Origin of the sequence: Buttiauxella cochleicola (assembly GCF_021282435.1) — a bacterium.
GTDB lineage: Bacteria > Pseudomonadota > Gammaproteobacteria > Enterobacterales > Enterobacteriaceae > Buttiauxella > Buttiauxella massiliensis.
In genome coordinates, this window is sequence record NZ_JAJSOT010000001.1 from 836031 (window position 1) to 861101 (window position 25071).

At 54.9% G+C, this 25071-nt stretch carries 15 protein-coding genes; 2 read left to right on the forward strand and 13 right to left on the reverse strand.

The genetic code is table 11. The features are described from left to right. Window positions 1–2: 2 nt before the first annotated feature. The 7 genes from narJ to LVQ77_RS03815 form a co-directional block, all read right to left on the reverse strand. Window positions 3–704 carry a nitrate reductase molybdenum cofactor assembly chaperone gene (narJ, locus tag LVQ77_RS03785; protein ID WP_232903711.1) on the reverse strand — a complete coding sequence of 234 codons (702 nt, stop codon included), beginning with the start codon at window positions 702–704 and terminating at the stop codon, window positions 3–5. Further along, a complete protein-coding gene (narH, locus tag LVQ77_RS03790; protein WP_232903712.1) occupies window positions 701–2236 on the reverse strand; it encodes a nitrate reductase subunit beta in 1536 nt (511 codons plus the stop codon). The genes narJ and narH overlap by 4 nt, the downstream gene beginning before the upstream one ends. Further along, window positions 2233–5979 (reverse strand): nitrate reductase subunit alpha, encoded by a 3747-nt coding sequence (locus tag LVQ77_RS03795; RefSeq protein WP_232903713.1) that lies wholly within the window; start codon window positions 5977–5979, stop codon window positions 2233–2235. Before LVQ77_RS03795 ends, narH begins: the two co-directional genes overlap by 4 nt. A gap of 340 nt (window positions 5980–6319) precedes the next feature. Next, window positions 6320–7585, reverse strand: coding sequence for an MFS transporter (locus LVQ77_RS03800; protein ID WP_232864412.1), 1266 nt, complete (start codon window positions 7583–7585; stop codon window positions 6320–6322). Window positions 7586–7682: 97 nt separating this feature from the next. Next, the gene (locus LVQ77_RS03805; RefSeq protein WP_232903714.1) at window positions 7683–8657 is read right to left on the reverse strand and encodes a sugar phosphate isomerase/epimerase family protein; all 975 of its coding nucleotides are present in this window, start codon (window positions 8655–8657) and stop codon (window positions 7683–7685) included. 8 nt (window positions 8658–8665) lie between these two features. Further along, window positions 8666–9373, reverse strand: a complete 708-nt coding sequence (locus LVQ77_RS03810; protein WP_232864410.1) for a GntR family transcriptional regulator — start codon at window positions 9371–9373, stop codon at window positions 8666–8668. Between the two features lie 199 nt (window positions 9374–9572). Next, window positions 9573–10964 (reverse strand): NarK family nitrate/nitrite MFS transporter, encoded by a 1392-nt coding sequence (locus LVQ77_RS03815; RefSeq protein WP_232903715.1) that lies wholly within the window; start codon window positions 10962–10964, stop codon window positions 9573–9575. A gap of 307 nt (window positions 10965–11271) precedes the next feature. On the opposite strand from LVQ77_RS03815, the gene narX reads away from it, so the two are divergent. After that, a complete protein-coding gene (gene narX, locus LVQ77_RS03820) occupies window positions 11272–13056 on the forward strand; it encodes a nitrate/nitrite two-component system sensor histidine kinase NarX (protein WP_232903716.1) in 1785 nt (594 codons plus the stop codon). Then, a complete protein-coding gene (narL, locus tag LVQ77_RS03825) occupies window positions 13049–13699 on the forward strand; it encodes a two-component system response regulator NarL (RefSeq protein WP_064518454.1) in 651 nt (216 codons plus the stop codon). Before narX ends, narL begins: the two co-directional genes overlap by 8 nt. A gap of 55 nt (window positions 13700–13754) precedes the next feature. Here narL and LVQ77_RS03830 read toward each other — a convergent pair whose 3' ends face one another. The 6 genes from LVQ77_RS03830 to LVQ77_RS03855 all read right to left on the reverse strand — a co-directional run bounded on the left by LVQ77_RS03830 (window position 13755) and on the right by LVQ77_RS03855 (window position 24807). Further along, window positions 13755–15155: a YchO/YchP family invasin gene (locus LVQ77_RS03830; RefSeq protein WP_232903717.1), complete on the reverse strand. Its 1401-nt coding sequence runs from the start codon at window positions 15153–15155 to the stop codon at window positions 13755–13757. A gap of 67 nt (window positions 15156–15222) precedes the next feature. Next, on the reverse strand, window positions 15223–17796 hold the full coding sequence (locus LVQ77_RS03835) for a nitrate reductase (protein ID WP_232903718.1): 2574 nt from the start codon (window positions 17794–17796) through the stop codon (window positions 15223–15225). Beyond that, window positions 17793–21860 (reverse strand): nitrite reductase large subunit NirB, encoded by a 4068-nt coding sequence (nirB, locus tag LVQ77_RS03840; protein ID WP_232903719.1) that lies wholly within the window; start codon window positions 21858–21860, stop codon window positions 17793–17795. Before nirB ends, LVQ77_RS03835 begins: the two co-directional genes overlap by 4 nt. Before the next feature lie 10 nt (window positions 21861–21870). Further along, window positions 21871–22659 carry an ABC transporter ATP-binding protein gene (locus tag LVQ77_RS03845; RefSeq protein WP_232903720.1) on the reverse strand — a complete coding sequence of 263 codons (789 nt, stop codon included), beginning with the start codon at window positions 22657–22659 and terminating at the stop codon, window positions 21871–21873. A 2-nt stretch (window positions 22660–22661) separates the two neighbouring features. After that, a complete protein-coding gene (gene ntrB, locus LVQ77_RS03850; RefSeq protein ID WP_232864515.1) occupies window positions 22662–23543 on the reverse strand; it encodes a nitrate ABC transporter permease in 882 nt (293 codons plus the stop codon). A gap of 10 nt (window positions 23544–23553) precedes the next feature. Continuing rightward, window positions 23554–24807 (reverse strand): CmpA/NrtA family ABC transporter substrate-binding protein, encoded by a 1254-nt coding sequence (locus LVQ77_RS03855; RefSeq protein ID WP_232903721.1) that lies wholly within the window; start codon window positions 24805–24807, stop codon window positions 23554–23556. Window positions 24808–25071: the final 264 nt, after the last annotated feature.

Genomic DNA, 25071 nt, shown 5'->3' on the forward strand with positions numbered 1-25071 from the left:
GATTACTGTCCTCCGATATTCAGATACTGCGGAGCGACAGCCCCGGCAAAACGCTTCTGATGGCTGGAAATTTCAGATTCACCGCAACCGGCGTCAGCCACAAATTTCACCTGCTCTTCTTCCCATACCGCATCCAGCGCCTGCGGCGTATCATCGCGCGCTTCGCCAGCAATCTGCTTGCTCACGCTCTCAACCGCCACATCGCTTTGCGACAGGCCGAGCAGCACATCAAACAGCGCCGCATAATCACTTTCGCGCTGTTTCAGGCGCGCAGCCAGCAGGGCGAGAATCGGTGCGACATCCTGCAAACCGCCACGCGCTTCACTTTCTTCACGCTGCGACAGATATTCCAGATACAGCGGCAAATGGTCCGGCAGCTCGCGGCTGTCGATCTCCATCCCGGCTTGCTCGTACTGCCCCATCAGGTTAACCATCGCCTGCCCACGGTCACGGGATTCGCCGTGAACGTGTTCAAACAGCAGCAGTGAAGTCGCGCGACCACGGTCAAACAACTCGCTGTAACTCGCCTGCGCATCCAGCAAATCGCGGCTGCACAACGAAGTAATGAAACCGTTAAGCTGAGCCGCCTGCTGCAAATTCAACGCGCTTCCTTCAGCCATCGCATCGCGCAGTTCCTGCTGATGCTGCCATAGGGCAGCATCCGGGTACTCAAGCAGACGGGAAATCACCAGAAGTTCAATCATGGTTTTGGCTCCGTTTTGCTGGATACATCAATCGCATCGATACGCTTGCTGTTGAACAGGTTGAATTTGGAATCCGAACCGTGGCAACCGTCGCCGAAGCTGAAACCACAACCTTTACTTTCCGGAAAGGCATCTGCAGCCAGCTCGCGGTGGCTTGATGGCACTACGAAACGGTCTTCGTAGTTGGCAATCGCCAGATAGCGATACATTTCCTGCGCCTGCGCTTCGGTCAAGCCCACTTCTTCCAGCGCGCTGATATCGTGAACGCCTTCTACCGTTTCCGCACGCTTGTAGTGGCGCATCGCCATCATGCGTTTCAGAGCGCGAAGAACCGGCGCGGTGTCGCCCGCGGTCAGCAAATTCGCCAGGTATTCCACCGGAATACGCAGGCTTTCAACGTCAGGCAGGATCCCGGTGTGCGGCAGTTCACCCGCGTCAGCCGCAGACTGAATTGGCGACAACGGCGGCACATACCAGACCATCGGCAGCGTGCGATATTCCGGGTGCAGCGGCAGCGCCAGCTTCCAGTCCATCGCCATTTTATAAACTGGCGACTGCTGTGCGGCTTCGATAACGCTATTCGGGATGCCGTCTTTGCGCGCCTGCTCGATAACCGCCGGATCGTTTGGATTGAGGAAAATACCCAACTGGCGCTCGTACAGATCTTTCTCGTTCTCGGTGCTGGCTGCGGATTCAATCGCATCCGCGTCATACAACAACACGCCGAGGTAGCGAATACGGCCCACACAGGTTTCCGAACACACCGTTGGCTGGCCCGCTTCGATTCGCGGATAACAGAAGATGCACTTCTCAGATTTACCACTCTTCCAGTTGAAGTAGATTTTTTTGTACGGGCAACCGGTAATACACATGCGCCAGCCGCGGCACTTGTCCTGGTCAATCAGCACAATGCCGTCTTCTTCACGTTTGTAAATGGCACCACTCGGGCACGTCGCCGCACACGCTGGGTTCAGGCAGTGTTCGCACAAGCGCGGCAGGTACGCCATAAAGGTGTTTTCGAACTGGCCATACATCGCTTTTTGCATGTTCTGGAAGTTCTGATCTTTGGAGAGCTTTTCAAACTCGCCACCCAGATCGTCTTCCCAGTTCGGGCCTGCTTCGATTTTGTTCATCCGCTGGCCGGTAATCAGCGAGCGTGGGCGCGCAATCGGCTGATGCTTGCCTGCTGGCGCGTTATGCAGATGCTGATAGTCGAAATCAAACGGTTCGTAGTAATCGTCGATGCCCGGCAGATGCGGGTTAGCGAAGATTTTGCCCAGCAGCATCGCGCGGTTACCCATGCGCGGTTGCAGTTTGCCGTTAATTTTACGGAGCCAGCCGCCCTTCCATTTTTCCTGGTTTTCCCAGTCAGTTGGGTAGCCGGTTCCCGGTTTGGTTTCCACGTTGTTGAACCACGCGTACTCCATCCCTTCGCGGCTGGTCCAGACGTTTTTACAGGTCACAGAACAGGTGTGACAGCCGATGCATTTATCAAGATTCAGCACCATGCCGACTTGTGAACGAATTTTCATTTTACGCTCTCCTGTTTCTGGTCGTTGCCTTCACCGTCTAACCAGTTAATGTCTTTCATCTTACGTACCACTACGAACTCATCACGGTTTGAACCGACGGTGCCGTAGTAGTTAAAGCCGTAAGCCAGCTGCGCATAGCCGCCAATCATGTGCGTCGGTTTCGGGCTAATTCGGGTGACCGAGTTATGGATACCACCACGCTGACCGGTAATTTCAGAACCCGGCAGGTTCACGATACGTTCCTGCGCGTGGTACATCATGGTCATGCCTTCCGGCACACGCTGACTCACCACCGCACGCGCGGTCAAAGCACCGTTATTGTTGAATACTTCAATCCAGTCGTTATCGACGATGCCCAAATCTTTGGCGTCGATTTCGCTCATCCAGACAATCGGCCCGCCGCGCGACAACGTCAGCATCAGCAAGTTGTCGCTGTAGGTTGAGTGAATGCCCCATTTCTGGTGCGGCGTCAGGAAGTTCAACGCTTTCTCTGGGTTACCGTTAGATTTTTTACCCATCACGCCTTTCACGGAGCGGGTATCAATCGGCGGACGGTACACCAGCAGGCTTTCGCCAAAATCACGCATCCACTGGTGATCCTGGTAAAGTTGCTGGCGGCCTGACAGCGTGCGCCATGGGATCAGCTCGTGAACGTTGGTATAACCGGCGCTGTAGGAAACGTGTTCATCTTCCAGACCCGACCAGGTTGGGCTGGAGATGATTTTGCGTGGCTGCGCCTGGATATCGCGGAAGCGAATCTTTTCGTCTTCTTTATTGAGCGCCAGGTGCGTGTGGTCGCGTCCGGTAAATTCGCTGAGTGCCGCCCAGGCTTTTACCGCAACCTGGCCGTTGGTTTCCGGTGCCAGGGTGAGGATCATTTCCGCGGCATCGATCGCCGTGTTGAGAGTCGGCTGGCCTTTCGCCGGGCCTTCGGTTTTGGTGTAGTTGAGCTTACGCAGCAGATCCATTTCGGACTGTGTGTTCCACGCAATACCTTTGCCGCCGTTGCCGATGGTTTCCATCAGCGGGCCAATCGAGGTGAAACGCTCGTAAGTCGCCGGGTAATCACGTTCAACGGTGATTAGATGCGGTGCGGTTTTGCCCGGAATCAGATCACATTCGCCTTTTTTCCAGTCCATCACGCCAAACGGCTGCGCCAGTTCTGCGGCGGAATCATGCTGAATCGGCAGCGTCACCACGTCGGTTTCTTTGCCCAAATGCCCGACGCACACTTCGGAGAATTTCTTCGCGATGGCTTTATAGATTTCCCAGTCGCTTTTTGAATCCCAGGCTGGGTCAACAGCGGCAGAAAGCGGGTGAATAAACGGATGCATATCCGAAGTATTCATGTCGTCTTTCTCATACCAGGTCGCCGTTGGCAGCACGATATCGGAATACAAGCAGGTGCTCGACAGGCGGAAGTCCAGCGTCACCACTAAGTCCAGTTTGCCGTCCAGCCCGTTATCCAGCCACTCGACTTCCTCCGGCATTACACCGCCTTCTTTACCCAGATCTTTACCCTGAATACCGTTCTCGGTACCGAGCAAATATTTGAGCATGTACTCGTGGCCCTTACCGGAAGAACCCAGCAGGTTTGAACGCCAGACGAATAAGTTGCGCGGATGGTTATTGCCCGCATCCGGTTGTTCTGCGGCAAAGCGAATGTCGCCGCTTTTCAGTTGCTGCGCGGTGAAATCAGCCGGGCTCATGCCTGCCGCTTTCGCCTGCTTCGCAATGTGCAGCGGGTTGGTATTAAGCTGTGGTGCCGACGGCAACCAGCCCATGCGTTCAGCACGCACGTTGAAGTCAATCAAATGGCCGCTATAACGGGATTTATCCGCCAACGGCGACAGCAGTTCTTCGGCAGTCAACGACTCGTAGCGCCACTGGCTGGAGTGGTTGTAGAAGAATGACGTGCTGTTCATCTGGCGCGGCGGGCGCTGCCAGTCGAGGGCGAACGCCAGCGGAGTCCAGCCGGTTTGTGGGCGCAGTTTTTCCTGGCCAACATAGTGTGCCCAACCGCCGCCGCTCTGGCCGACGCAACCGCAGAAGATCAGCATATTGATCAGACCACGGTAGTTCATGTCCATGTGGAACCAGTGGTTCATACCGGCGCCGACGATGATCATCGAACGGCCATGGGTTTTGTCGGCGTTGTCAGCAAATTCACGAGCGATGCGGATGATGTTCTGGCGAGTTACGCCGGTAATCTGCTCCGCCCACGCCGGAGTATACGCTTTTACATCGTCGTAGCTGGACGCACAGTTTTCGTCATTCAGGCCGCGATCCAGACCGTAGTTCGCCAGCGTCAGGTCATAAACGGTGGTCACCAATGCGGTAGAACCGTCTGCCAGCTGAATGCGTTTAACCGGCAGTTTATGCATCAGCACGTTATCGAGCTTCACGTTGCTAAAATGCTCGGTGCTTTCACCGCCGAAGTATGGGAAGCCAACTTCCGCCACTTCATCGTGGCTGCCGAGCAGGCTCAGGCGCAGTTCGGCCTCTTCGCCACTGGTGCCGTCGCGCTGCTCCAGGTTCCACTTGCCTTTCTCGCCCCAGCGATAACCGATAGAACCGTTCGGTGCCAGCAACTCGCCGTTCTGGCTGTCCATGGCGACCGTTTTCCACTGCGGGTTATTTTCCTGGCCCAAACCGTCAACCAGGTCAGAGGCGCGTAACATGCGTCCAGCGGCGTAGAAGCCGTCACGCTCTTCCAGCATCACCAGCATTGGCATGTCGGTATAACGACGCACGTAATCAGTGAAATATTGGCTTGGGTTATCGAGGTGGAATTCACGCAGCATCACATGGCCCATCGCCAGCGCCATCGCCGCATCGGTGCCTTGTTTTGGTGCCAGCCACTGGTCGCACAGCTTGGCGATTTCAGCGTAATCCGGCGTTACCGCGACGGTTTTGGTGCCTTTGTAACGCACTTCGGTAAAGAAGTGGGCGTCCGGCGTACGGGTCTGCGGAACGTTAGAGCCCCAGGCCATGATGTAGCTGGAGTTATACCAGTCGGCAGATTCAGGAACGTCAGTCTGCTCGCCCCAGGTCATCGGCGACGCAGGCGGCAAATCGCAATACCAGTCGTAGAAGCTCAGACAGGTACCGCCAATCAGGGAAAGATAGCGAGCGCCGGAAGCATAAGAAACCATCGACATTGCCGGAATCGGCGAGAAGCCCGCGATACGGTCAGGGCCGAAAGTTTTCGCGGTAAACACGTTAGCCGCGGCAATCAGCTCGTTCACCTCCTGCCAGCTTGAGCGCACAAAACCACCGCGACCACGGGCTTGTTTATAGCTTTTGGCTTTTTCCGGGTCGTTGATGATTGAAGCCCAGGCATCGACCGGATCTTGATGCAGGGTTTTCGCTTCACGCCACAGTTGGATCAGACGCTTGCGCATCAAAGGATATTTCAGACGGTTGGCGCTGTAGAGATACCAGGAGTAGCTTGCGCCGCGTGGGCAGCCGCGTGGCTCATGGTTTGGCATATCTGGGCGGGTACGCGGGTAGTCGGTTTGCTGGGTTTCCCAGGTTACCAGGCCGCTTTTGACGTAGATCTTCCAGCTACAGGAGCCCGTGCAGTTTACACCGTGAGTGGAACGCACCACTTTGTCGTGTTGCCAACGCTGGCGATAACCTTCTTCCCAATCACGATTGGTATCGAGCAGTTGGCCATGTCCATCGGCAAAAGTTTCGCCCTTCTGTTTGAAGTACCGAAACCGGTCAAGAAATTTGCTCATCGGGGTTCTCCTGATGTGGAGCCTGGAGGCTCTATCTTATGAAAACGACATTACTAACGATGGCGGCACGGTAACTCGCGCATATGAAGGGATAATTGATAAGGATCAACTGGGGTTGAGGATGTTTTAAGCGCGAAGTGGCGATATACCACCAAAGTGGCAATCGAATATTGATAGTTAATTAATTGATATATAAATAAAATACCCTTTCTCTACATTCTGTAAGGAGTAGAAATCAGAACGACTGGGTATTAAGGGGTAAGTCCGCCAAGATGGAGGGTGGGAAACCCAAAATGGGGCATCCTCTATCAGAGAAGCCCCATGTTGGATGGTGTCACAATCAGACAGAAGTTAACGGTTCAGCTTTGCGTTCCGCACGAATGTTTTTGATAAGCAGACCCGAAATAACTATCCCGGCGCAGGCGAAAACAGCCATCAAGCCAAACACGATTTTATAGCCCAATAACCCTGGGTTGGTATCTAAAATGTAGCCATACAGGCTGTAGCAGAACATCGCCGGGGCATAACCGATAAAACTGCCCAATGCCATTGCCGCACCGGTGTTTTTCTCACTGATTCCCGCTTCACCGATTGGGGCGAAGAATACTGCACGTTGCGTAAAGATAACCGCACCAAACATCAGCGTGCAGGCCATGCCCAAATAAACAGGCATTTGCTCATGCGGCAGTAATATCAAGGCAACCAACGCCAGAGCGCTAATAATAAAGGTATAGAACAAATACTGGCTGGGAGATTTTAAAACCTTGTCAGCAATTAAGCCACCAATAGGGCCGCCTACCATTTTCAAACAATATTGATTGATAATTCCATAGGCGCCCACCAGTGCAATAGGCAATGCGTAGACATTTCTTAAGAATGGAATAAAGAATGTCAATCCACAATACACCGCATAAACACAGAACACACTAAAAGCGATTAACCAGACGGTTTTGTTTTTTAATACATTCCCCAAACCTGGATTGCTTTCTTTTTTCGCTGCATTCTCTTTTTTCGCCGTTTGTTCTTCCGGGCTTTCTTTTAATACGAAGAAAATAATCACACCCACCGCAATCGCGATAAATGAGTAAAACAATATTGCGGCTTTAAAACCGAAATAGTCGCTACCAAACCAGGTGAAAACAGCCAGCGCGCTAAAGGCGATAATGGTATCAACAATGCCTCGCCCGGTTTCGAAGAAACCAAACAAGCGCCCCTGTTGGGTGTTGTCTCCGAGCAAACTCACCGACTTTAACAGCACAGGCCAGTTCAGCATGTCGCAGGTCACGCCGAACAGCGCCCAGACAAAAAGTATCCCCCAGTAGCCCGGCATGGTAGAGAGGTAGATCCCCAGCAGGCCAGTCGCAATCAGTGAAAGCGACATCGTAAAGCGGCGCGGTAATTTGTCGGAAAAGTAAATTGATAAGAAGAAACCAATGGTCGTAACAATGGAGTTAACCGACATCGCATTACCAATCTCACCGTTGGTCAGGTGAAAATACTCCTGCATAGGAACATAAAATGCGTCTTTCAATGACGGCAGTTTATATATTGTCCCACCGCACAGAACCAACAAGCTAAATATAGTCCATCTTTTTTTGGATAGCATAAGACACCCCACCCCTGAATTAGCGGAATTAATTATTATTTGAGAGTACAGTCACTTCACGAAAAGCAAAGCGCCGGAATTAAACGATTCGAATTATTTATTCCTGAAAAATAGCCATGGCATCTTTGTTAAGCTCAGAAAGAATATTACGCACATGCAATATTTGATTCATGGCATCGTCAATTTCTTTATTCAGTCTTTCTTCCAGTCCGGAGGTTGGCAACGGGGTTTCACTCATCTGCCGTAATGGAATCCACGGATTTTTATCTTCATTGGTGAAGCGAAATGCCGGGGCGTAATAATCCACTTCTTCTTCCAGACCAAATGCCGTGACCTGCGGTTTATCTTCACCTAAACAAATTAATTGCAGCAGTAACTCTTTAAACGGTAATTCACCCTGCCCGGAAATACACGCCGTATGCCCGCGCCCTTCACCTTCGTGAGTTATTAACGCATCTTTAATATGGACCTGGGTGACTTCATTTCCCATGACTGCCAACGCTTCAAGTGGCTCTTCGTTAGCGTTAATCATATTGGCAAAATCAAACAGCAGCGAAAGCTGAGGGAAGTCGGCCTGTTGAACCAGTCGTACCAATTCATGGCTTTGCAGATCTTCGTGTTGCTCGAGGGTAAATGTCAGGCCGCTATGTTGGTATTTCGCTTTAATGTATTGAATATCCTGGGCAATGATTTCCATCACCTCAGAAAGTGTCCCTTCATAGCGCGGATAAAAGCGCACCGAAGTCGCCCCGGATTTCAGCGCAATGTTCACTGCTTCATCAATGGTTTGGGCATCCGAGGCGCTGGTTTCGATGTGAACATCCAACCCCAACTGGCGCGATTTTTCTGCAAAACTTTCAAGCCGCTCATCGCTGGCATGCCTTAACGATTGGCTCTCACCATCCACGACGTGAATTTTCACCCCTTTCAGCCGCTGTTGGCTGGCGATATCCAGCAAATCTTCCGGCAGGATCTTCTCCATACGCATATTTAAATGAAACGCGTAGGCATGCAGATAAAGCGGCAAATTGGCAGCGCGCTCGACAATTTTTTTAGCCTGGATGTGGTTCATGGAAACTCCTAAAAATCGATATAAAACTCTACAGATTCAAAACGCCAATATTCGATATCAACCTGAATGACGTGCCCGGATTCGTCGGCACGGTATTTTTCAACGCGAATAGACGGTGTGCCCGGTGTGCCGCCCATGCCTTTGCACGCCCCCGCCGAGAGCCGCGTAGGTTTAAACGCTAAATGCTGCGTGTGCGAGCTTTTGCCAAAATCTTCTCGCCACACTTCGACAAAAGAACGCTCACCTAATTTGTCGATAAAACCAGGAGCGAACTGCGCGTTGATAAAGGTTTCGTGGTAGAAAACTTTATGGTTATCAAGCGCTCCCCAGCCGCAAATCTTGTAGATTTCATCGCCCTCTTTCACATTCAACTGCGCGAGGATTTCAGGTTCCGCTGTGTAAACCCGTTCTTTTTCCAGAAAGCCCCAGGACGGCAAACGCCCTTGTTCCAGAGCCGCCTGTTTAAAACTGGTGGAGGTATTTGGCGTGTACTTGAAACATGGCAAGGCAACAAACCAGCCACGACGATCCTTACGGAAGATCTTCTCTTCCCCTTCTAGAAACAACAGCGCCTGGCGCAGCGTCATGCGTTTAATGCCCAGTAATTCTTCCAGTTCACGCTCGGAAGGTAACTTACTGCCTGGCTGGACAACGCCTTTATTCAGCCAGTTGTTGAGCATCTCTTTTGCTGCTTCGACGGTGGAATGGTTTTTCATGCTTTAATCCATTTGGTTTAAACCAGATTTGTCATCACGGTACTCTTCACCAGCGAATGTGACAATGGTGCCCGGGCGGGTAGTTATTCTAAATGTGAGGTTTCTCGCAGAATAAAGCCGGATCGAGGAGGAATTTCAGGCAAAAAAAAAGCGCGACCTAAGTCGCGCAAGGGATAACCAAAAGGTCAATCGGTTGTCATCAGCGTGAAGATTTACGGCCATAAACGACCCAGGTAATCACCACGCACACAATATAAAACACGAGGAAAACTTTCATCGCACCTGCCGGAGAACCGGTCAGCGCCAGCGAAGTGCCGAACGCTTTCGGGATAAAGAACCCACCGATCGCGCCAATGGCAGAGATAAAGCCCAGCGCCGCAGCGGTGTCAGTTGCCGCTTCACGCAGCGCGCGCTCTTCAGTGCCACCCTGAGCTTTCACGCGGTCCATGGTCAACTTACGGAAGATCACGGAGATCATCTGGAAGGTAGAACCACTCCCCAGACCGGCGGTCAGGAACAGCATTAGGAACACGCCGAAGAAGGCAATAAAGTTACCGCCAACGCCATTGTGCGGCAGCGTGGTAAACAGCAATGCACTGAAAATCGCCATAAAGATGAAGTTCAACAGCGAAACACGTGTGCCGCCAAAGCGGTCAGAAATCGCGCCACCTGCAGAACGTGCCAGCGCACCAAACAGCGGGCCGAAGAAGGCGAAGTGCAGAATATTGATGTCAGGGAACTGGGTTTTCGCCAGCATCGCAAAACCGGCGGAAAAACCGATAAACGAGCCGAAGGTTGCCAGATACAGCACGCCCATAATCCACAGGTGTGCACGTTTGAGAACCGGCAACTGCTCTTTTAAAGAGGCTTTTGAGGTGGCGAGATCGTTCATCCCAAACCAGGCTGCAATAGTAAAGATTGCCAACAGTGGCACCCATACCCATGCCGCATTTTCCAGGAACAGCATAGTCCCGTCAGCCTGCTCAACACCTATGCCACCAAACACGGCAAACATGGAAAGTGAAATCACCAGTGGCGCAACCAACTGCATAACACTCACACCGAGGTTACCCAGGCCACCGTTGATACCCAGTGCACCACCCTGCTTCGCCTTCGGGAAGAAGAAGCTGATGTTCGCCATACTGGAAGCAAAGTTTGCGCCCGCAAAACCACACAGCAATGCAATGATGATAAACACACTAAAAGGTGTTGCAGGGTTTTGCACCGCAAAACCCAACCACACACAAGGGATGATCAGAATCCCTGTGCTGAACGCCGTCCAGCGGCGGCCACCGAAGACCGGCACCATAAAGGAGTACGGCACGCGCAGCAGTGCACCGGAAACCGAAGGCAGCGCGGTCAACATAAAGAGTTGATCGGTAGTGAAGCTAAACCCCACTTTATTCAGGTTTACCGCAATGGCACTGAAGAGCATCCACACGCAGAATGCCAGCAGTAAACAAGGAACGGAAATCCATAAGTTTCGGCTGGCAATGCCATGGCCTTTGCTTTGCCAAAATGCTGGGTCTTCAGGTCGCCATTCGGTAATGAGCGATCCCGTTTTTGGGCTGTGATCCGGTGACTGAGACATAAACACCTCAAAAAAGTGAGAGTAATTGCCGCCACCTTAGGTGCTAATGGGGAATAAAAATTGATGTGAATCAAGGGATAAACCATCTTACAGACGGCTAAAAAACAACTGTCATTCTTTATGGGTAAACGTAAAAAACATAAATAGTGTGGCTTTTCACAAACCTGAACGCAGGTGTTAGTCACCTTACACCGCGTTATGCTACTTCCGGCAATTAGTGGGTAATCCTTAAGGGGTATGGGTATACTCCGGGGGATGTCTGAGAATACCCGCAATAGATTTCCTTTACCCCGGAGTATACCTGTCAATGCTAAAACGCCTGCTTTCTCCCCTCACTTTGTTCAACCAACTAGCGCTGATTGTGCTGTTGTTGGCACTGTTGGGTGTCGCGGGGATGAGCCTTGCAGGCTGGTTGGCACAAGGTATTCAGGGAAACGCGCACGCTATCAATAAAGCCGGGTCGATGCGTATGCAAAGTTATCGCCTGCTGGCAGCCATTCCGCTAACCGAGAAAGACAACGTTCTGTTAGATGAGATGGAGCAAACCACCTGGAGTTCCGATTTACAAGAGGCGGCACAGCAAGACGGGCAGGAAGCAAAATTAGCTGCACTGCAACACTACTGGCGTGAAGAGTTAGAACCCGCTCTGCGCAAGGCACAAAGTGCAGAACAAGTTAAGCCGCATGTCGCCGGATTTGTCGGGCAAATCGATCAACTGGTCACCACTTTTGATCACACCACCGAAATGCGCCTGCACCGCATTATCCAGCTCCAGATGGGGATGGCAGCCTTAATGGGCTTGCTGATTATTTTTACCGTCATCTGGTTACGCAAGCGCCTGTTGCGCCCGTGGCAGAAATTATTGACGATGGCTCAGGCCATTGGGCAGCGAGACTTCACTCACCGCGTGAATGTGCGTGGCCGCAATGAAATGGCGACGCTGGGCATCGCGCTGAACAGCATGTCCGCCGAACTAGCTGAAAGTTACGCCAGCCTCGAACAGCGCGTGCGCGAGAAAACCGCCGGGCTTGAGCAAAAAAACCAGATCCTTTCTTTCCTTTATCAGGCCAACCGCCGCCTGCACTCTCAGGCTCCGTTGTGCCAGCGCCTGTCGCCGGTTCTCAGCGAGTTACAGCATTTAACTCCGCTGCGTAATATTGAGCTACGCGTGTATGAATATGAAGACGAAGAGAATTACGAAGAATATACCTACCAGCCGGACAGCAGCTGTGAAGCCAGCGGCTGTAACCTTTGCCCGCGCGAACCAATCCTGCAACCTTGCGAAACCACCGCACAAAAATGGCGTTTAACCGACAACCATATCCAGTACGGTCTGATGTTGGCTCAATTGCCCACTGGCCGCAGCCTGACACACGATCAGCAACAGTTAATTCTGACACTGATGGAACAGCTGACGGCGACACTTGCGTTAGAGCGGCAATATGAACATCAGCAGCAGTTGGTGGTGATGGAAGAACGTTCCGCTATCGCCCGCGAGCTACATGACTCCATTGCTCAATCGCTCTCTTGCCTGAAAATGCAGGTGAGTTGTCTGCAAATGCAAGGGGCTACATTGCCTGAGCAGGTGCAGACCTTGCTCGGGCAAATGCGTAGCGAACTCAATACTTCGTGGCGGCAACTCAGAGAATTACTGACAACGTTCCGCCTGCAACTAACTGAGCCAGGACTGCGTCCGGCACTAGAAGCAAGCTGCCGAGAATTTAGTGAGAAATTGGGTTTCCAGGTGAGTCTTGATTATCAAGTACCACCACGTCTGGTGCCGTCGCATCAGGCAATTCATCTGGTGCAAATCACTCGAGAAGCACTTAATAACAGCCTGAAACACGCCTGTGCCACTTCATGTGGAGTCAGTGTTTTCTATCACGACAAGCAAATTACATTAACCATATGGGATAACGGTCATGGCATTGCCGATAACGGTGAGCGCCGCAACCACTACGGACTTATCATTATGCGAGACCGTGCGCAAAGCCTGAAAGGTGATTGCCAGGTGCAAGCGCGCCCGGGTGGCGGTACCCAGGTCATCGTCAGTTTTATCCCCGAAATAGCCACAGGAGCAAATCATGAGTAACCCGGAAGCTTCAACCATACTGCTTATCGACGATCATCCCATGCTGCGTACTGGCGTTAAACAGCTCATCAGTATGGCTCCTGAACTTGCAGTTGTTGGTGAGGCAGGCAATGGTGAGCAAGGAGTGCTGCTTGCCGAAGAGCTTGACCCTGATTTGATCCTGTTGGATTTGAATATGCCGGGGATGAACGGGTTAGAAACGCTCGACTGCCTGCGCGAGAAACCGCTCTCGGGCCGCATCGTGGTGTTTAGCGTCTCGAATCACGAAGAAGATGTGGTGACCGCGCTCAAACGCGGCGCAGACGGCTATTTGTTAAAAGATATGGAGCCGGAAGATTTACTCAAAGCGCTGCAACAAGCTGCTGCGGGCGAAATGGTTTTAAGCGAAGCGCTCACGCCAGTTTTGGCTGCCAGCTTACGTGCGAACCGCGCCACGTCTGACCGCGATGTCAATCTGCTCACGCCGCGCGAGCGCGACATCCTCAAGCTCATCGCCCAGGGTTTGCCGAATAAGATGATTGCCCGCCGTCTGGATATCACCGAAAGCACGGTGAAAGTCCACGTGAAGCATCTGCTTAAAAAGATGAAGCTGAAATCCCGCGTCGAAGCGGCAGTTTGGGTGCATCAGGATCGGATATTTTAAGGTTTAAACGGTAAATGCGGTGGATGACGCGCCAGCGTCATCCGACATTGCTCCGCTACTGCGGCAACAGCTCATAACGCGGATCGTCCACGGGGCTGACCACCAGCGGCTCCGCCAGTTTCAGCGTAATCCAGTTAGATGTCACCTTCTGGCCTTTATCATCTTCTATAACCACCGACAGACGATACTCGTTCGGCCCTTCATTGTTCCAGGCTGGCATGATCATGCTCCAGCCGTTGGTGTCGCGGTTATCCGCAGGCGGCGTCAGGCTTAACTCCTGGGTATCGCCCTGCCAGGTAATATTGCGAATCTTATGGCTGGCGCGGATTTGCAACTTAAGTGCCACGGTTTCACCCGAGTGCAATTCCCATGGCGGCGTCGCCAAAAATACCGATAGCGTTTTACGCTGGCGATATTCCATTACTGGAAGCGAATCACGTTCTACGTTGTCATAACGGCTGCCACGCAGCGAACTGCTGGTCGCCACTTCGGCGGCAGAAAGCTGTTTTGCCACCGGCACGCCAAAACGGTAATTCAGCTTCAGGCCAAGATTATCCTGCGAAACGCCGCTTTCCCCCTGCTTATGCTGCGCGGTGAGCGTCAGCAGTGGGATCGGTGTGTAGCTCAGCCCCATAGTTACCGCCACCGGATTGCGATAACCGGTACCGCTATCAAACAAATCCACGCTGTTTCCGTAGTATTTCTCAAAACTCAGGCTGGTGTTGATATGGCGATAAAACGGTAGCCATGCCTGCGCGGTAATGTCATAACCTCGTGCCAGGCGTTGTTCCAGCGTTTCATTATCACCTTCCTGCCAGCTGGCTAACGGCTGGTAATAATTCGCGGAAAGGCGTAAATACTCGCCCCACGCTTCGGTACCGAATCCGGCGCGCTGCAATTGAGTGGCAAGCTGATTGTCATAAAACGCGTTGTAGCCCAGCAGCCAGTCGCCCGCCACCCAACGCTGCCCGGCACCGATATTGCCAATCGTGCCGTCGTCTTTCTGCGTAAAACCCACCTGGCTCCAGGTCAGATAACGGTTGTTATCCTCCCAGGGCGTAAACACCGAGGCGCTGCTGCCGTTCCAGTTCCCGTGTTCGTCGACCAGCAAATTAATGTTGGCTTTGCCCAGCGGCGACAACAGCGATTCCGCTTCGCTGGTCACTTTGTTGGTCAGCACATCACGCAGTTGGGTGAACGCGAGCGTGCGAGCCTGGTCGCCCGCATCCAGCCCGTCATCGACCATACTCGCTTCGCCAAATTTCTTAGCCATCGCGGCAATTTCACGCGCGGCGGCGTCAGTTTCTGGGGCAATACCCAAATCCGGTAATTGTTCGGTGGACTGGTCAAAAGGATCGGCGGCTTTTTCGATAAAGGTCTGGTGGGTACTGGCAGCCCCTCCTGCGCTGAGGAGTGCGTATGACAAAGTGAAAAATGGAACGGCTTTTCTAAACATCTGGAAATTATAACATCACACAACAGCAATTCATTCCCAAACTCGTAAACACAGATTACTCCGGGTGTTATTTCAACAATGCTTTCAGCTCTGGAATACAAGAGCCACAGTTGGTGCCACAGCGCAGTTTTACACCCAGTTGCGCGACTGACTGGCAGCCGCCTGCGATTGCGGCAATAATCGTTTTCTCCCCGACGCCAAAACAGCTACACACCGTGGCACCCGCATCCATAGCGGCTCCGGCAGTTTTTCCAGCTAATAAGCGATGACGTTCAGCGGCCGTTTCCGGTGCCTGTTCAAAAGCCGCAACGACCGCAGCTGAGCTGATATTCGGCCAGACGTTGGCGCTGTAAAACGCCAGCTGTAACTCCCCGTTTTGCCAGGCCAGTACATGATAAAACTGCCCATCCCCGCTGGCGGTTTGCAACTGCCATCCGCGCCCGGCGTCAAGGGTTTCAATCCATGCCTGGGCGTTACCGTCTGCGGCGCAAAGGAAGTGCTGCAAGCCAGATGTCGCCTGCTTCCACCATTGAATATCCTCTGCAAAAGCGATGTCATCGCGGGCGAAAATCTCCCCGCACCAGGCGGGCTGCCAGCGCTGAATGCGCACTGCGGATTGCTTGCTTTCGGGCTGCCCGGAATGCGGATCGCACACACTTTCCACCAGGCCGTTAATCTGCCCTTTGCGGGCAAACTGCTGGTTCCAGTGCATCGGTGCAAACACGTTTCCCGGTAACTGGTTTTCGCTCACCAGCACCTTCGCCACCATGCCGCCACAGCGCGAGGCGGTTCTGACCAGATCATTATGAGTGACACCGTAACGTTTCGCATCCGTCGGGTGAATTTCAAGAAACGGCATATTGATGTGCTGCATCAGGCGCGACACCGAGCCGGTGCGCGTCATGGTGTGCCATTGGTCGCGAATGCGCCCGCTATTGAGGATCAGCGGATAATAGCGATCGGCGTTTGCCTGGGGTAATGCCGGTTCAACCGGCAGCAACTGGAATTTTCCGTTCGGTCGCCAGCTTTTAAACGAAGAATGCACTTGTGCAGCGACCGGCCAGCGCACCGGTTCCAGCGCGTCATATTGCTCACGGCTTAACGTCGCCAGAGCGCTGATATCAAACGCACGCGTGCCGTTATTTTCATAACCGGAAAGTGCAGCATGTTCGCAAAAAATCTCCTGCGGATGCTGCCAGCTAAACGCTTCGCCATAACCCAGACGCTGGGCAATTTGAGAAATAATCCACCAGTCGGCACGCGCCCCGCCGGGTGCGGGTAAAAACGCACGCTGGCGGGAAATACGCCGCTCGGAGTTGGTGACGGTGCCGTTTTTCTCGCCCCACGCCAGCGCCGGAAATTTGACTGTGGCGAAGCGCGAGGTGTCCGTTTCGCGCACCACATCCGAGACAATTACCAGCGGGCAGTTCGCCAGCGCCTGTGCCACACAGGAGCTATCCGGCAGCGAAACCAGCGGATTGGTTCCCATGATCCACACGGCTTTGACCTCTCCGCGTCCTATCGCCTCAAACAGTTCGACAGCCATTAATCCCGGCGTTTCGGCAATGCGTTCGCTGCCCCAGAACCGCCCCAGGCAGGCAATATCCGCAGGTTCAAAATTCATGTGGCAGGCGAGCTGATTGGCAAGCCCGCCGACTTCGCGACCGCCCATGGCATTTGGCTGCCCGGTCAGCGAAAAGGGGCCGCAGCCGTCGCGACCAATTTTGCCGCTCGCCAGATGGACATTGATAATTGCGTTGCATTTGTCGCTGCCGCTCGACGACTGGTTGATACCCATGGTGTAGAGCGTCATGGCGCGGTCGGCCTGCGCAAACCATTGCCAGAAAGTTTGCACATCCGCGCTTTCCAGCTGGCAAAAGTCGGCGGTTTTTTCCAGTGTCCAACTGGCGGCTATTTCCAGCGCGGCGGTTTGTCCGTCAAAAGCGTTTGGCTCAGTCGGCGGCAAAACATTCAGCAAACCAACAAACAAAGCGGCGTCGCTTCCTGGGCGAAGTGCCAGGTGCATATCGGCGATATCACAGGTCGCGGTGCGGCGCGGGTCGATCACCACCACTTTCATATTCGGGCGCTGCTGTTTAGCCTTGACCAGGCGCTGATACAAAACCGGATGCGCCCATGCGGCGTTGGAACCCACCAGCACCGCTAAATCGGTTTGCTCGAGATCCTCATAGCTGCACGGCACAAAATCCGCGCCAAACGCCCGCTTGTACCCCACCACCGCCGAGGACATACACAGCCGCGAGTTAGTGTCGATATTCCCCGCGCCGATAAACCCCTTCATCAACTTATTGGCGGCATAATACTCCTCGGTCAGCAGCTGGCCGGAGGCGTAGAACGCCACCGCTTTGGGGCCGAATTCGTCAATAATCCCTTGCAGACGACGGGCGGTTTCATCCAGTGCGGCTTCCCATTCCACGCGCTCGCCGTTGATTTCCGGGTACAACAAGCGACCTTCCAGCCCGAGCGTTTCGCCGAGTGCCGCGCCTTTTACGCACAAGCGCCCAAAGTTTGCCGGATGCTGTTCGTCGCCGCTAATCTGCAAGCCGTTTTCCGTTTGCTGCGCCTTCACGCCACAGCCGACGCCGCAGTAAGGGCATGTTGAGCGCACAAAGTTTGTCATGATGCCTCCGCACGCATAATCAGCGCCTGGCTTCCCACCCACACGGTGCCCTGTTCCACTTTCACCGGCCAGGCACGAACCGCCTGTTCGCCATCCTGGGTGCGCCCGTCGCGCAGGCGAATGCGATGTTTATACAGTGGTGAAATGACAATCGGCTCGCCGCCCGCATCGCCGACAATCCCGCGCGAAAGCACGTTGGCATCGCTGCCCGGTTCAAGGTTATCAAGGGCATAAATCGCATCGCCAAAGCGGAATAGCGCAATTTGCTGATCGCCAAGACGCGCGCCGATTCCCGCCTGCGCGGGGATTTCGCTGACGTTGCACACCGCCTGCCACGGTTTGACCGGTGCGGCGGCTGGCAGATGCACCACTTCGCTGACCGGCTGTAACTGCCCGCGCAGTGTCTGGCGCTGCACCGCTTCATCCGGTTGTTCGCTGTTAACATAGGAGCGGAACAGCGCGAGGCGATCCGGGCTGTTGAGCGTGGTTTGCCATTCGCACTGGAAGGTATCGACCACGCTGACCATCTCTTTTTCCAGCTCGTCGTTGAGGCCGAGGCTGTCGTTAAGGATCACTTCGCGCAGGTATTCGATGCCGCCTTCGAGGTTGTCCATCCAGGTGCTGGTGCGCTGCAAACGGTCGGCGGTACGGATGTAAAGCATCAGCAGGCAGTCGATGGTGCGGATCAGCGTTTCCCTGTCGAGATCGCTGGCGAACAAATCTGCATGGCGCGGTTTCATGCCGCCGTTGCCGCACACGTACAGGTTCCAGCCTTTGTCGGTGGCAATCACGCCGATGTCTTTGCTTTGCGCTTCGGCACATTCGCGGGTGCAGCCGGACACCGCCATTTTGATTTTGTGCGGCGAGCGCAGCCCCTTGTAGCGGTTCTCCAGCTCAATCGCCAGCCCCGTCGAATCCTGCACGCCGTAACGGCACCAGGTAGAACCGACGCAGGATTTTACGGTGCGCAGCGACTTGCCGTAAGCGTGACCGGTTTCAAAGCCTGCCGCTACCAGCTCTTCCCAAATCGCAGGCAACTCCTCAAGACGCGCGCCAAACAGGTCGATGCGCTGGCCGCCGGTGATTTTGCTGTAAAGCTGGTAACGTTTTGCCACCTGGCCGATGGCAATTAAACCATCCGGGGTGATTTCCCCGGCGGGAACGCGCGGCACAATCGAGTAAGTGCCGTCTTTCTGGATGTTGGCAAAGTAGCGATCGTTGGTGTCCTGCAACGGTAAGTGCGCAGGTTTCAACAAATATTCATTCCAGCAAGACGCGAGAACGGAGGCCGCCAGCGGCTTGCAGATTTCACAACCGTTGCCGCGCCCGTAGCGGCTAATCAGCTGTTCGAAACTGCGGATATGGTTGACGCGCACCAGGTGGTAGATTTCCTGGCGTGAGTACGCGAAGTGTTCGCAAATGTCCTTTTTCACCTCCACACCCTGCTCTTGTAGCTGAAATTCCATCACCTGTTTCACCAGCGCCGAACAGCCGCCGCAGCCCGTCGCCGCTTTGGTGCAGGCTTTGACCGCGCCCATGTCGCCCGCGCCGTTGCTCACCGCCGCGCAAATATCCGCTTTGCTGACGTTATGGCAGGAGCAAATCTGCGCGGTTTCCGGTAACGCCGCCACGCCAAGCCCTTTTGGCGCACCGCCTGCAGATGCTGGCAAAATCAGGCTTTCCGGCTGCGCGGGCAGCGCCATACCGTTGAGCATCATTTGCAGCAACGTCGCGTATTCAATGCTGTCGCCCACCAGCACGCCGCCGAGTAGGGTTTTGTTATCGGCTGACACGACGATCTTTTTGTAGATTTGCTGCGGCCCGTTGGTCCATTGGTAGCTCTGGCAGCCGGGCGTGCGCCCGTGGGCGTCGCCAAACGAGGCCACTTCCACGCCGAGTAGTTTCAGTTTGGTGCTCATATCCGCGCCGAGGAAAGCAGATTCCGCGCCCGCAAGCGTTGCCGCCGCGACGCGTGCCATTTGATAACCCGGTGCCACCAGGCCAAAGATTTTCCCTTCCCATAAAGCGCATTCGCCGATGGCGTAAATCGCGCTGTCGCTGGTCTGGCAGCTGTCATTAATCACAATTCCGCCGCGTTCGCCCAGCGCCAGTTCGCTGGTTTTTGCCAGCGCGTCCTGTGGCCGGATACCGGCGGAAAAGACGATAAGATCGGCACTCAGCGTTTCGCCATCGGCAAAATTAAGCTGTAAACCGTCGACGTTGGTAATGGCGGTTGTCGATTTACTGGTATGAACCCGGACGCCGATTTCGCCGATCTTTGCGCGCAGCATCGCAGCCCCGTCATTATCGAGTTGCACCGCCATCAGGTTGGGGGCAAATTCCACCACGTGCGTTTCGAGGCCAAGCTGTTTGAGCGCGTTCGCCGCTTCCAGCCCGAGCAGGCCGCCGCCAATCACCACGCCACGCCTGGCGTTGCGCGCGCGTTCAGCAATCGCATCCAGATCGTCGAGCGTGCGATAAGCAAAGCAGCCGGGCAGATCGTTACCGGGAACAGGCGGCACAAACGGGTACGAGCCGGTCGCCAGCACTAACTTGTCGAAGTAAGTTTCGCGCCCTTCGCCGTCGCGAACCACGCGCTGCTGGCGGTCGATCTCCACGATTTTGCTGTTACAGCGCAGTTCAATGCCGTTCTCAACAAAGAAATCGCCCTGCACCATCGAAAGCGATTCGGCGCTGCGTCCGGCAAAATATTCCGAAAGATGCACGCGGTCATACGCCGGATGGCGCTCTTCACCAAACACCACAATGTGATAGCTGTGGTGCAGTTGCTGCGCCACGCACTGTTCCAGAAAGTGGTGCCCGACCATGCCGTGACCGATTACTACCAGCGTTGCTTTTGTCATGTCGTCATTTCCGGCAGCCAGCGGCTGCTCATCAGAGTGGTATTCGTCAAACAGCACGGCAGGCGTAACGGGCGCCGCGCTGAGTAAAATGTCGGTAAGCGCGTTGGCGGGCGTGATATCGCCCAGCAGCAATGCACCCACCAGCCTGTCGCCGCGCATATGCAGGCAGCGATAGTGTTTTGAAAGAGGATCGAAAGCGGTAAGGATGCGCGTGTCGGGTTGTTCGCCAAGATCGCCTGCGGAAAACAGCGGGATGCCGCTGACTTTGAGGCGCGTGCCGCAGTCCTGATATTGAAAATCTGCCGTTGGCTCGCCGCATAAACGCGCGGCTAAAACGTCGGCCTGTTGTAAACACGGTGCCACCAGCCCCCAGGTTTGCCCGTCGATTTCACAGCATTCACCTAACGCGCTTACACGAAGCGTTGAACTGCGCAATTGGGCATCAACGGTGATACCGCGCTGGCAAGCCATTCCGGTCTGTTGCGCAAGGGCGATATTGGGTTTTACGCCTGTGGCGATAATGACTCTTCCTGCGGGTAAAACGTCGCCGTTGCTTAACGTCACGCTGGTTTCAGAAATGCGCTCAATGCCGCAATTAAGCTGGCAACGAATGCCCCGTGTTGCGAGATGTTCCTCAAGCAGCAAACCTGCCTGCTGGTTAAGCTGAATGTCCATTAGCCACGACTGGCGGTGGATTAACGTAACGGGAATACCGCGGGCGCAAAGTGCCGCCGCCGCTTCCACGCCCAGTAAACCGCCGCCGAGCACCACGGCGTTTCCCTCGCCGCCCAGAATCGCGTCGACGTCCGCGAGGGTGCGGAATCCGTGGACATGCGGCAACTGATGCCCGTCAATCGGCGGGATAAACGGGCGTGAACCGGTGGCGAAAACCAGTTCGTCATAGTCGAGAGTGCGCATATCCGTGCTCACCGTCTGGCGCTGGGTGTCCACTTCCCGCACCGCTTCGCCCGTCAGCAGTTCAATGCCGTGGGAAACGTACCAGACGGCATCATGCAACTGCGTCGCCAGCGCGGGCTTTTCCCCCGCCAGCACCGGCGAGAGCAAAATGCGGTTGTAGCTGAGCGCGGGTTCTTCACCAAAAATGGTAATGGCGAAACGCCCCGCCGCTCGGGCCACAATTTGCTCCACCAGGCGGATGGCCGCCATGCCGTTGCCGATCACAATCAGACGTCGCGTCATGAGTAGCTCCTCAGGCGGCCTTCGGCTGCTTTTCGTAGAGGAAGCGCAGCACCTGCTGGCGCAGATGGTGATAGCGGCTGTCTTCGGCGAGTTCCACGCGGTTGCGCGGTTGCGGTAAGTCAACGTTCAGCGTTTCGCCTACCGTCGCCGCCGGGCCGTTGGTCATCATCAGCACGCGGTCGGAAAGCAGCACCGCTTCGTCGACGTCATGGGTGATCAGCACGATGGTGGTGTGCAACTGTTGCTGGATGTGCATCACGGCGTCCTGCAAATGGGCGCGAGTCAGGGCATCGAGCGCGCCGAAAGGTTCGTCCATCAGTAAGACTTTGGGTTTCATTGCCAGCGCACGGGCGATGCCGACGCGCTGTTTCATGCCGCCGGAGATTTCATTGGGGCGCTTATTAATGGCGTGGCCCATTTGCACGCGCTCAAGGTTGTGAATAATCCATTCGCGGCGCTCGGCGCGGTTCATGGTGTGGCGAAACACCTGATCCACTGCCAGCGCGACGTTTTCAAAACAGGTCATCCACGGCAGCAGCGAGTGGTTTTGAAACACCACGGCGCGTTCCGGCCCTGGCCCGGCGATTTCGCGGTTATCGCACAGCAGGCCGCCTTCGGAGGGCAAGGTGATCCCAGCAATCAGATTCAGCAGCGTGGATTTGCCGCATCCTGAGTGACCGATCAGGCTGATGGTTTCCCCTTCGGCGATATCAAAGCTGATGTTGCTCAGCGCCAGAAATTCGCCGCTGGCGGTGGAAAAACGCTGGCTAACATTTTGAACCTGAATAATTTTCTTCATAATTATTTCTCCCAGCTAAAGCGACGCGCCAGCAGCATCAAAGCCTGTTCAAGCAGCAGCCCGACGACGCCGATAATCACAATCGCGATAAGAATGTTTTCGACGTTAAGGTTGTTCCATTCGTTCCAGATCCAGAAGCCAATCCCCAGGCCGCCGGTGAGCATTTCGGCAGCGACAATCACCAGCCACGCGATGCCGATGGACAAGCGCACGCCGGTCAGAACCGCAGGCAGAACCGCCGGGAATAAGATCTTGCGCATCACCGTCCATTCGGAAAGCTTCAGCACGCGCGCCACGTTGAGGTAATCGTCCGGGATACGTTTCACGCCTTCGGCGGTGTTAATCACCATCGGCCAGATGGAGCAGATAAAAATCGTCCAGCTCGATGCCGGTTCTGCCTTCTGGAATAAAAGCAGGCCAATCGGCAGCCAGGCGAGCGGGCTGACGGGGCGCAACAGCGAGATGATCGGGTTGAACATGCGGGCTAAAAAGGTGAAGCGGCCAATCAGGAAGCCCGCCGGAATGCCGACAATTGCGGCGAGGCCAAAGCCCACCGCCACGCGCTGGAGCGAGGCCAATATATTCCAGCCGATGCCCTGGTCGTTCGGCCCGGCGTTGTAGAACGGGTCGGAAAACAGCGTTATCGCCGATTGCAGCGTGCTGAGCGGCGTCGGGAAACCTTTGCTGTTGAGCGCCGCGATTTGCCAGGCGATGACTAACAATCCCATCCCAAGAACGGCGGGCACCAGGCGCTGGAAAAAGCCCAGGCAAAACTTGCGCCACTGCGGCGTGCGGCGGCGAACGGTGACGGGCGGCAGGGTAATCACTTCCCCAACCGTGGCGCTAAGCGCGGCGGCGGGCGGTTGGTGTGCAGGCTGATTCATCTCATTCCCCTTAACGTTTATGAATGGCGAAACTTGCGGCGTAGGCGGCAGGGTCGCTGCCGTTCCAGGTGCTTCCATCCATCAGCGTGCTGGTGCGCATTGGGCTGGCTGGCACGGAAACGTTGCCCACGGCGGTGGCGGCTTGCTGATAGATGTCGATACGGTTGATGCGTTTGGCGACGGCGAGGTAATCGGGGTCGGCTTCGAGCAGGCCCCAGCGGCGATGTTGGGTCAGGAACCACATGCCGTCGGAAAGCCACGGGAAGGTGACTTCGCCGTCGCGGAAGAAGTGCATGGCGTGGTCGTCCTGCCATTTTTTGCCAATGCCGTTGTCGTATTGCCCGAGCATGCGCCCGGTCAGGAAGTCGGCTTTGGTGTTGAGGTACGCACGTCCGGCGAGCACGTTGGCGGTTTCGCGGCGGTTGTCGTCGCTGGCATCAATCCAGCGCGACGCCTCAAGAATCGCCGCCACTAAAGCGCGAGCGGTGTTCGGGTTTTGTTCAACCCAGGCGCTGCGCGTGCCGAGGATTTTCTCCGGGTGATCCGGCCAGATGGATTGCGAGGTTGCGGCGGTAAAACCGATGCCGTCGCTAATGGCGCGTTGGTTCCACGGCTCGCCCACGCAGAAACCCTGCATATTGCCGATGCGCATGTTCATCACCATTTGCGGCGGCGGAACCACCACGGTGCGCACGTCGGTAAACGGGTTGATTCCCGACTGCGCCAGCCAGTAATAGAGCCACATCGCGTGGGTGCCGGTCGGGAAGGTATGCGCAAAAGTGAAGCTGCCCGGCTCTTTGCTGGCGACGAGTTTCTTCAGGCTTTGCCCATCGGTGACGCCCTGCTTTGCCAGCTCGCTCGAGAGAGAAATCGCCTGGCCGTTGTTGTTGAGCGTCATCAGGTTGGCCATTGGCTCTTGTTTTCCGGCGATACCCATTTCCAGCCCGTAGACCAGGCCGTATAAAACATGGGCGGCATCGAGTTCACCGGAAACCATTTTGTCGCGCACCGCGGCCCAGCTCGCCTCTTTGCTAGGCACGATGGAGATGCCGTATTTTTTGTCGAAGCCTTTGACCGCCGCCATCACGACCGACGCGCAGTCGGTGAGCGGGATAAACCCGACTTTGACCGTGGTTTGTTCAGGTTTGTCGCTCCCCGCCGCCCAAGCGGAATTCATCATGCCCGGCAGCAAATACGCGCCGCCTAATGCCGCTCCCGCCTGTAAAAATCGGCGGCGCGAGAGGGTTATGCTTTTGTGGCTCATCGGCTTCATCCTGATCAAAGGGTAAAAAAAAAGCGCCCAACAATGTGGGTCAGCACATTGAAGGACGCCTTTGTCCAACCGGAACCGCACCGCCATTGGCGCGTTTCAGGTCAAAGTAATTTTCATAATGAGTGTTGCAACTCGCGTGCCAGATTCAAGATCACCCCTTTAAACCCTTTAGATTTCGTGGTGCAGGAAGGCGGCAAACTTACGAATCCTCAGGAGCTTACTAAAGTAAGTGACTGAAGTGAGTGAGTGAGTGAA

What these genes read in the sequence shown, in the direction of transcription:
- narJ (WP_232903711.1), bottom strand. Translation starts at nt 704, where the DNA reads ATGATTGAACTTCTGGTGATTTCCCGTCTGCTTGAGTACCCGGATGCT.
- narH (WP_232903712.1), bottom strand. Translation starts at nt 2,236, where the DNA reads ATGAAAATTCGTTCACAAGTCGGCATGGTGCTGAATCTTGATAAATGC.
- LVQ77_RS03795 (WP_232903713.1), bottom strand. Translation starts at nt 5,979, where the DNA reads ATGAGCAAATTTCTTGACCGGTTTCGGTACTTCAAACAGAAGGGCGAA.
- LVQ77_RS03800 (WP_232864412.1), bottom strand. Translation starts at nt 7,585, where the DNA reads ATGCTATCCAAAAAAAGATGGACTATATTTAGCTTGTTGGTTCTGTGC.
- LVQ77_RS03805 (WP_232903714.1), bottom strand. Translation starts at nt 8,657, where the DNA reads ATGAACCACATCCAGGCTAAAAAAATTGTCGAGCGCGCTGCCAATTTG.
- LVQ77_RS03810 (WP_232864410.1), bottom strand. Translation starts at nt 9,373, where the DNA reads ATGAAAAACCATTCCACCGTCGAAGCAGCAAAAGAGATGCTCAACAAC.
- LVQ77_RS03815 (WP_232903715.1), bottom strand. Translation starts at nt 10,964, where the DNA reads ATGTCTCAGTCACCGGATCACAGCCCAAAAACGGGATCGCTCATTACC.
- narX (WP_232903716.1), top strand. Translation starts at nt 11,272, where the DNA reads ATGCTAAAACGCCTGCTTTCTCCCCTCACTTTGTTCAACCAACTAGCG.
- narL (WP_064518454.1), top strand. Translation starts at nt 13,049, where the DNA reads ATGAGTAACCCGGAAGCTTCAACCATACTGCTTATCGACGATCATCCC.
- LVQ77_RS03830 (WP_232903717.1), bottom strand. Translation starts at nt 15,155, where the DNA reads ATGTTTAGAAAAGCCGTTCCATTTTTCACTTTGTCATACGCACTCCTC.
- LVQ77_RS03835 (WP_232903718.1), bottom strand. Translation starts at nt 17,796, where the DNA reads ATGACAAACTTTGTGCGCTCAACATGCCCTTACTGCGGCGTCGGCTGT.
- nirB (WP_232903719.1), bottom strand. Translation starts at nt 21,860, where the DNA reads ATGACGCGACGTCTGATTGTGATCGGCAACGGCATGGCGGCCATCCGC.
- LVQ77_RS03845 (WP_232903720.1), bottom strand. Translation starts at nt 22,659, where the DNA reads ATGAAGAAAATTATTCAGGTTCAAAATGTTAGCCAGCGTTTTTCCACC.
- ntrB (WP_232864515.1), bottom strand. Translation starts at nt 23,543, where the DNA reads ATGAATCAGCCTGCACACCAACCGCCCGCCGCCGCGCTTAGCGCCACG.
- LVQ77_RS03855 (WP_232903721.1), bottom strand. Translation starts at nt 24,807, where the DNA reads ATGAGCCACAAAAGCATAACCCTCTCGCGCCGCCGATTTTTACAGGCG.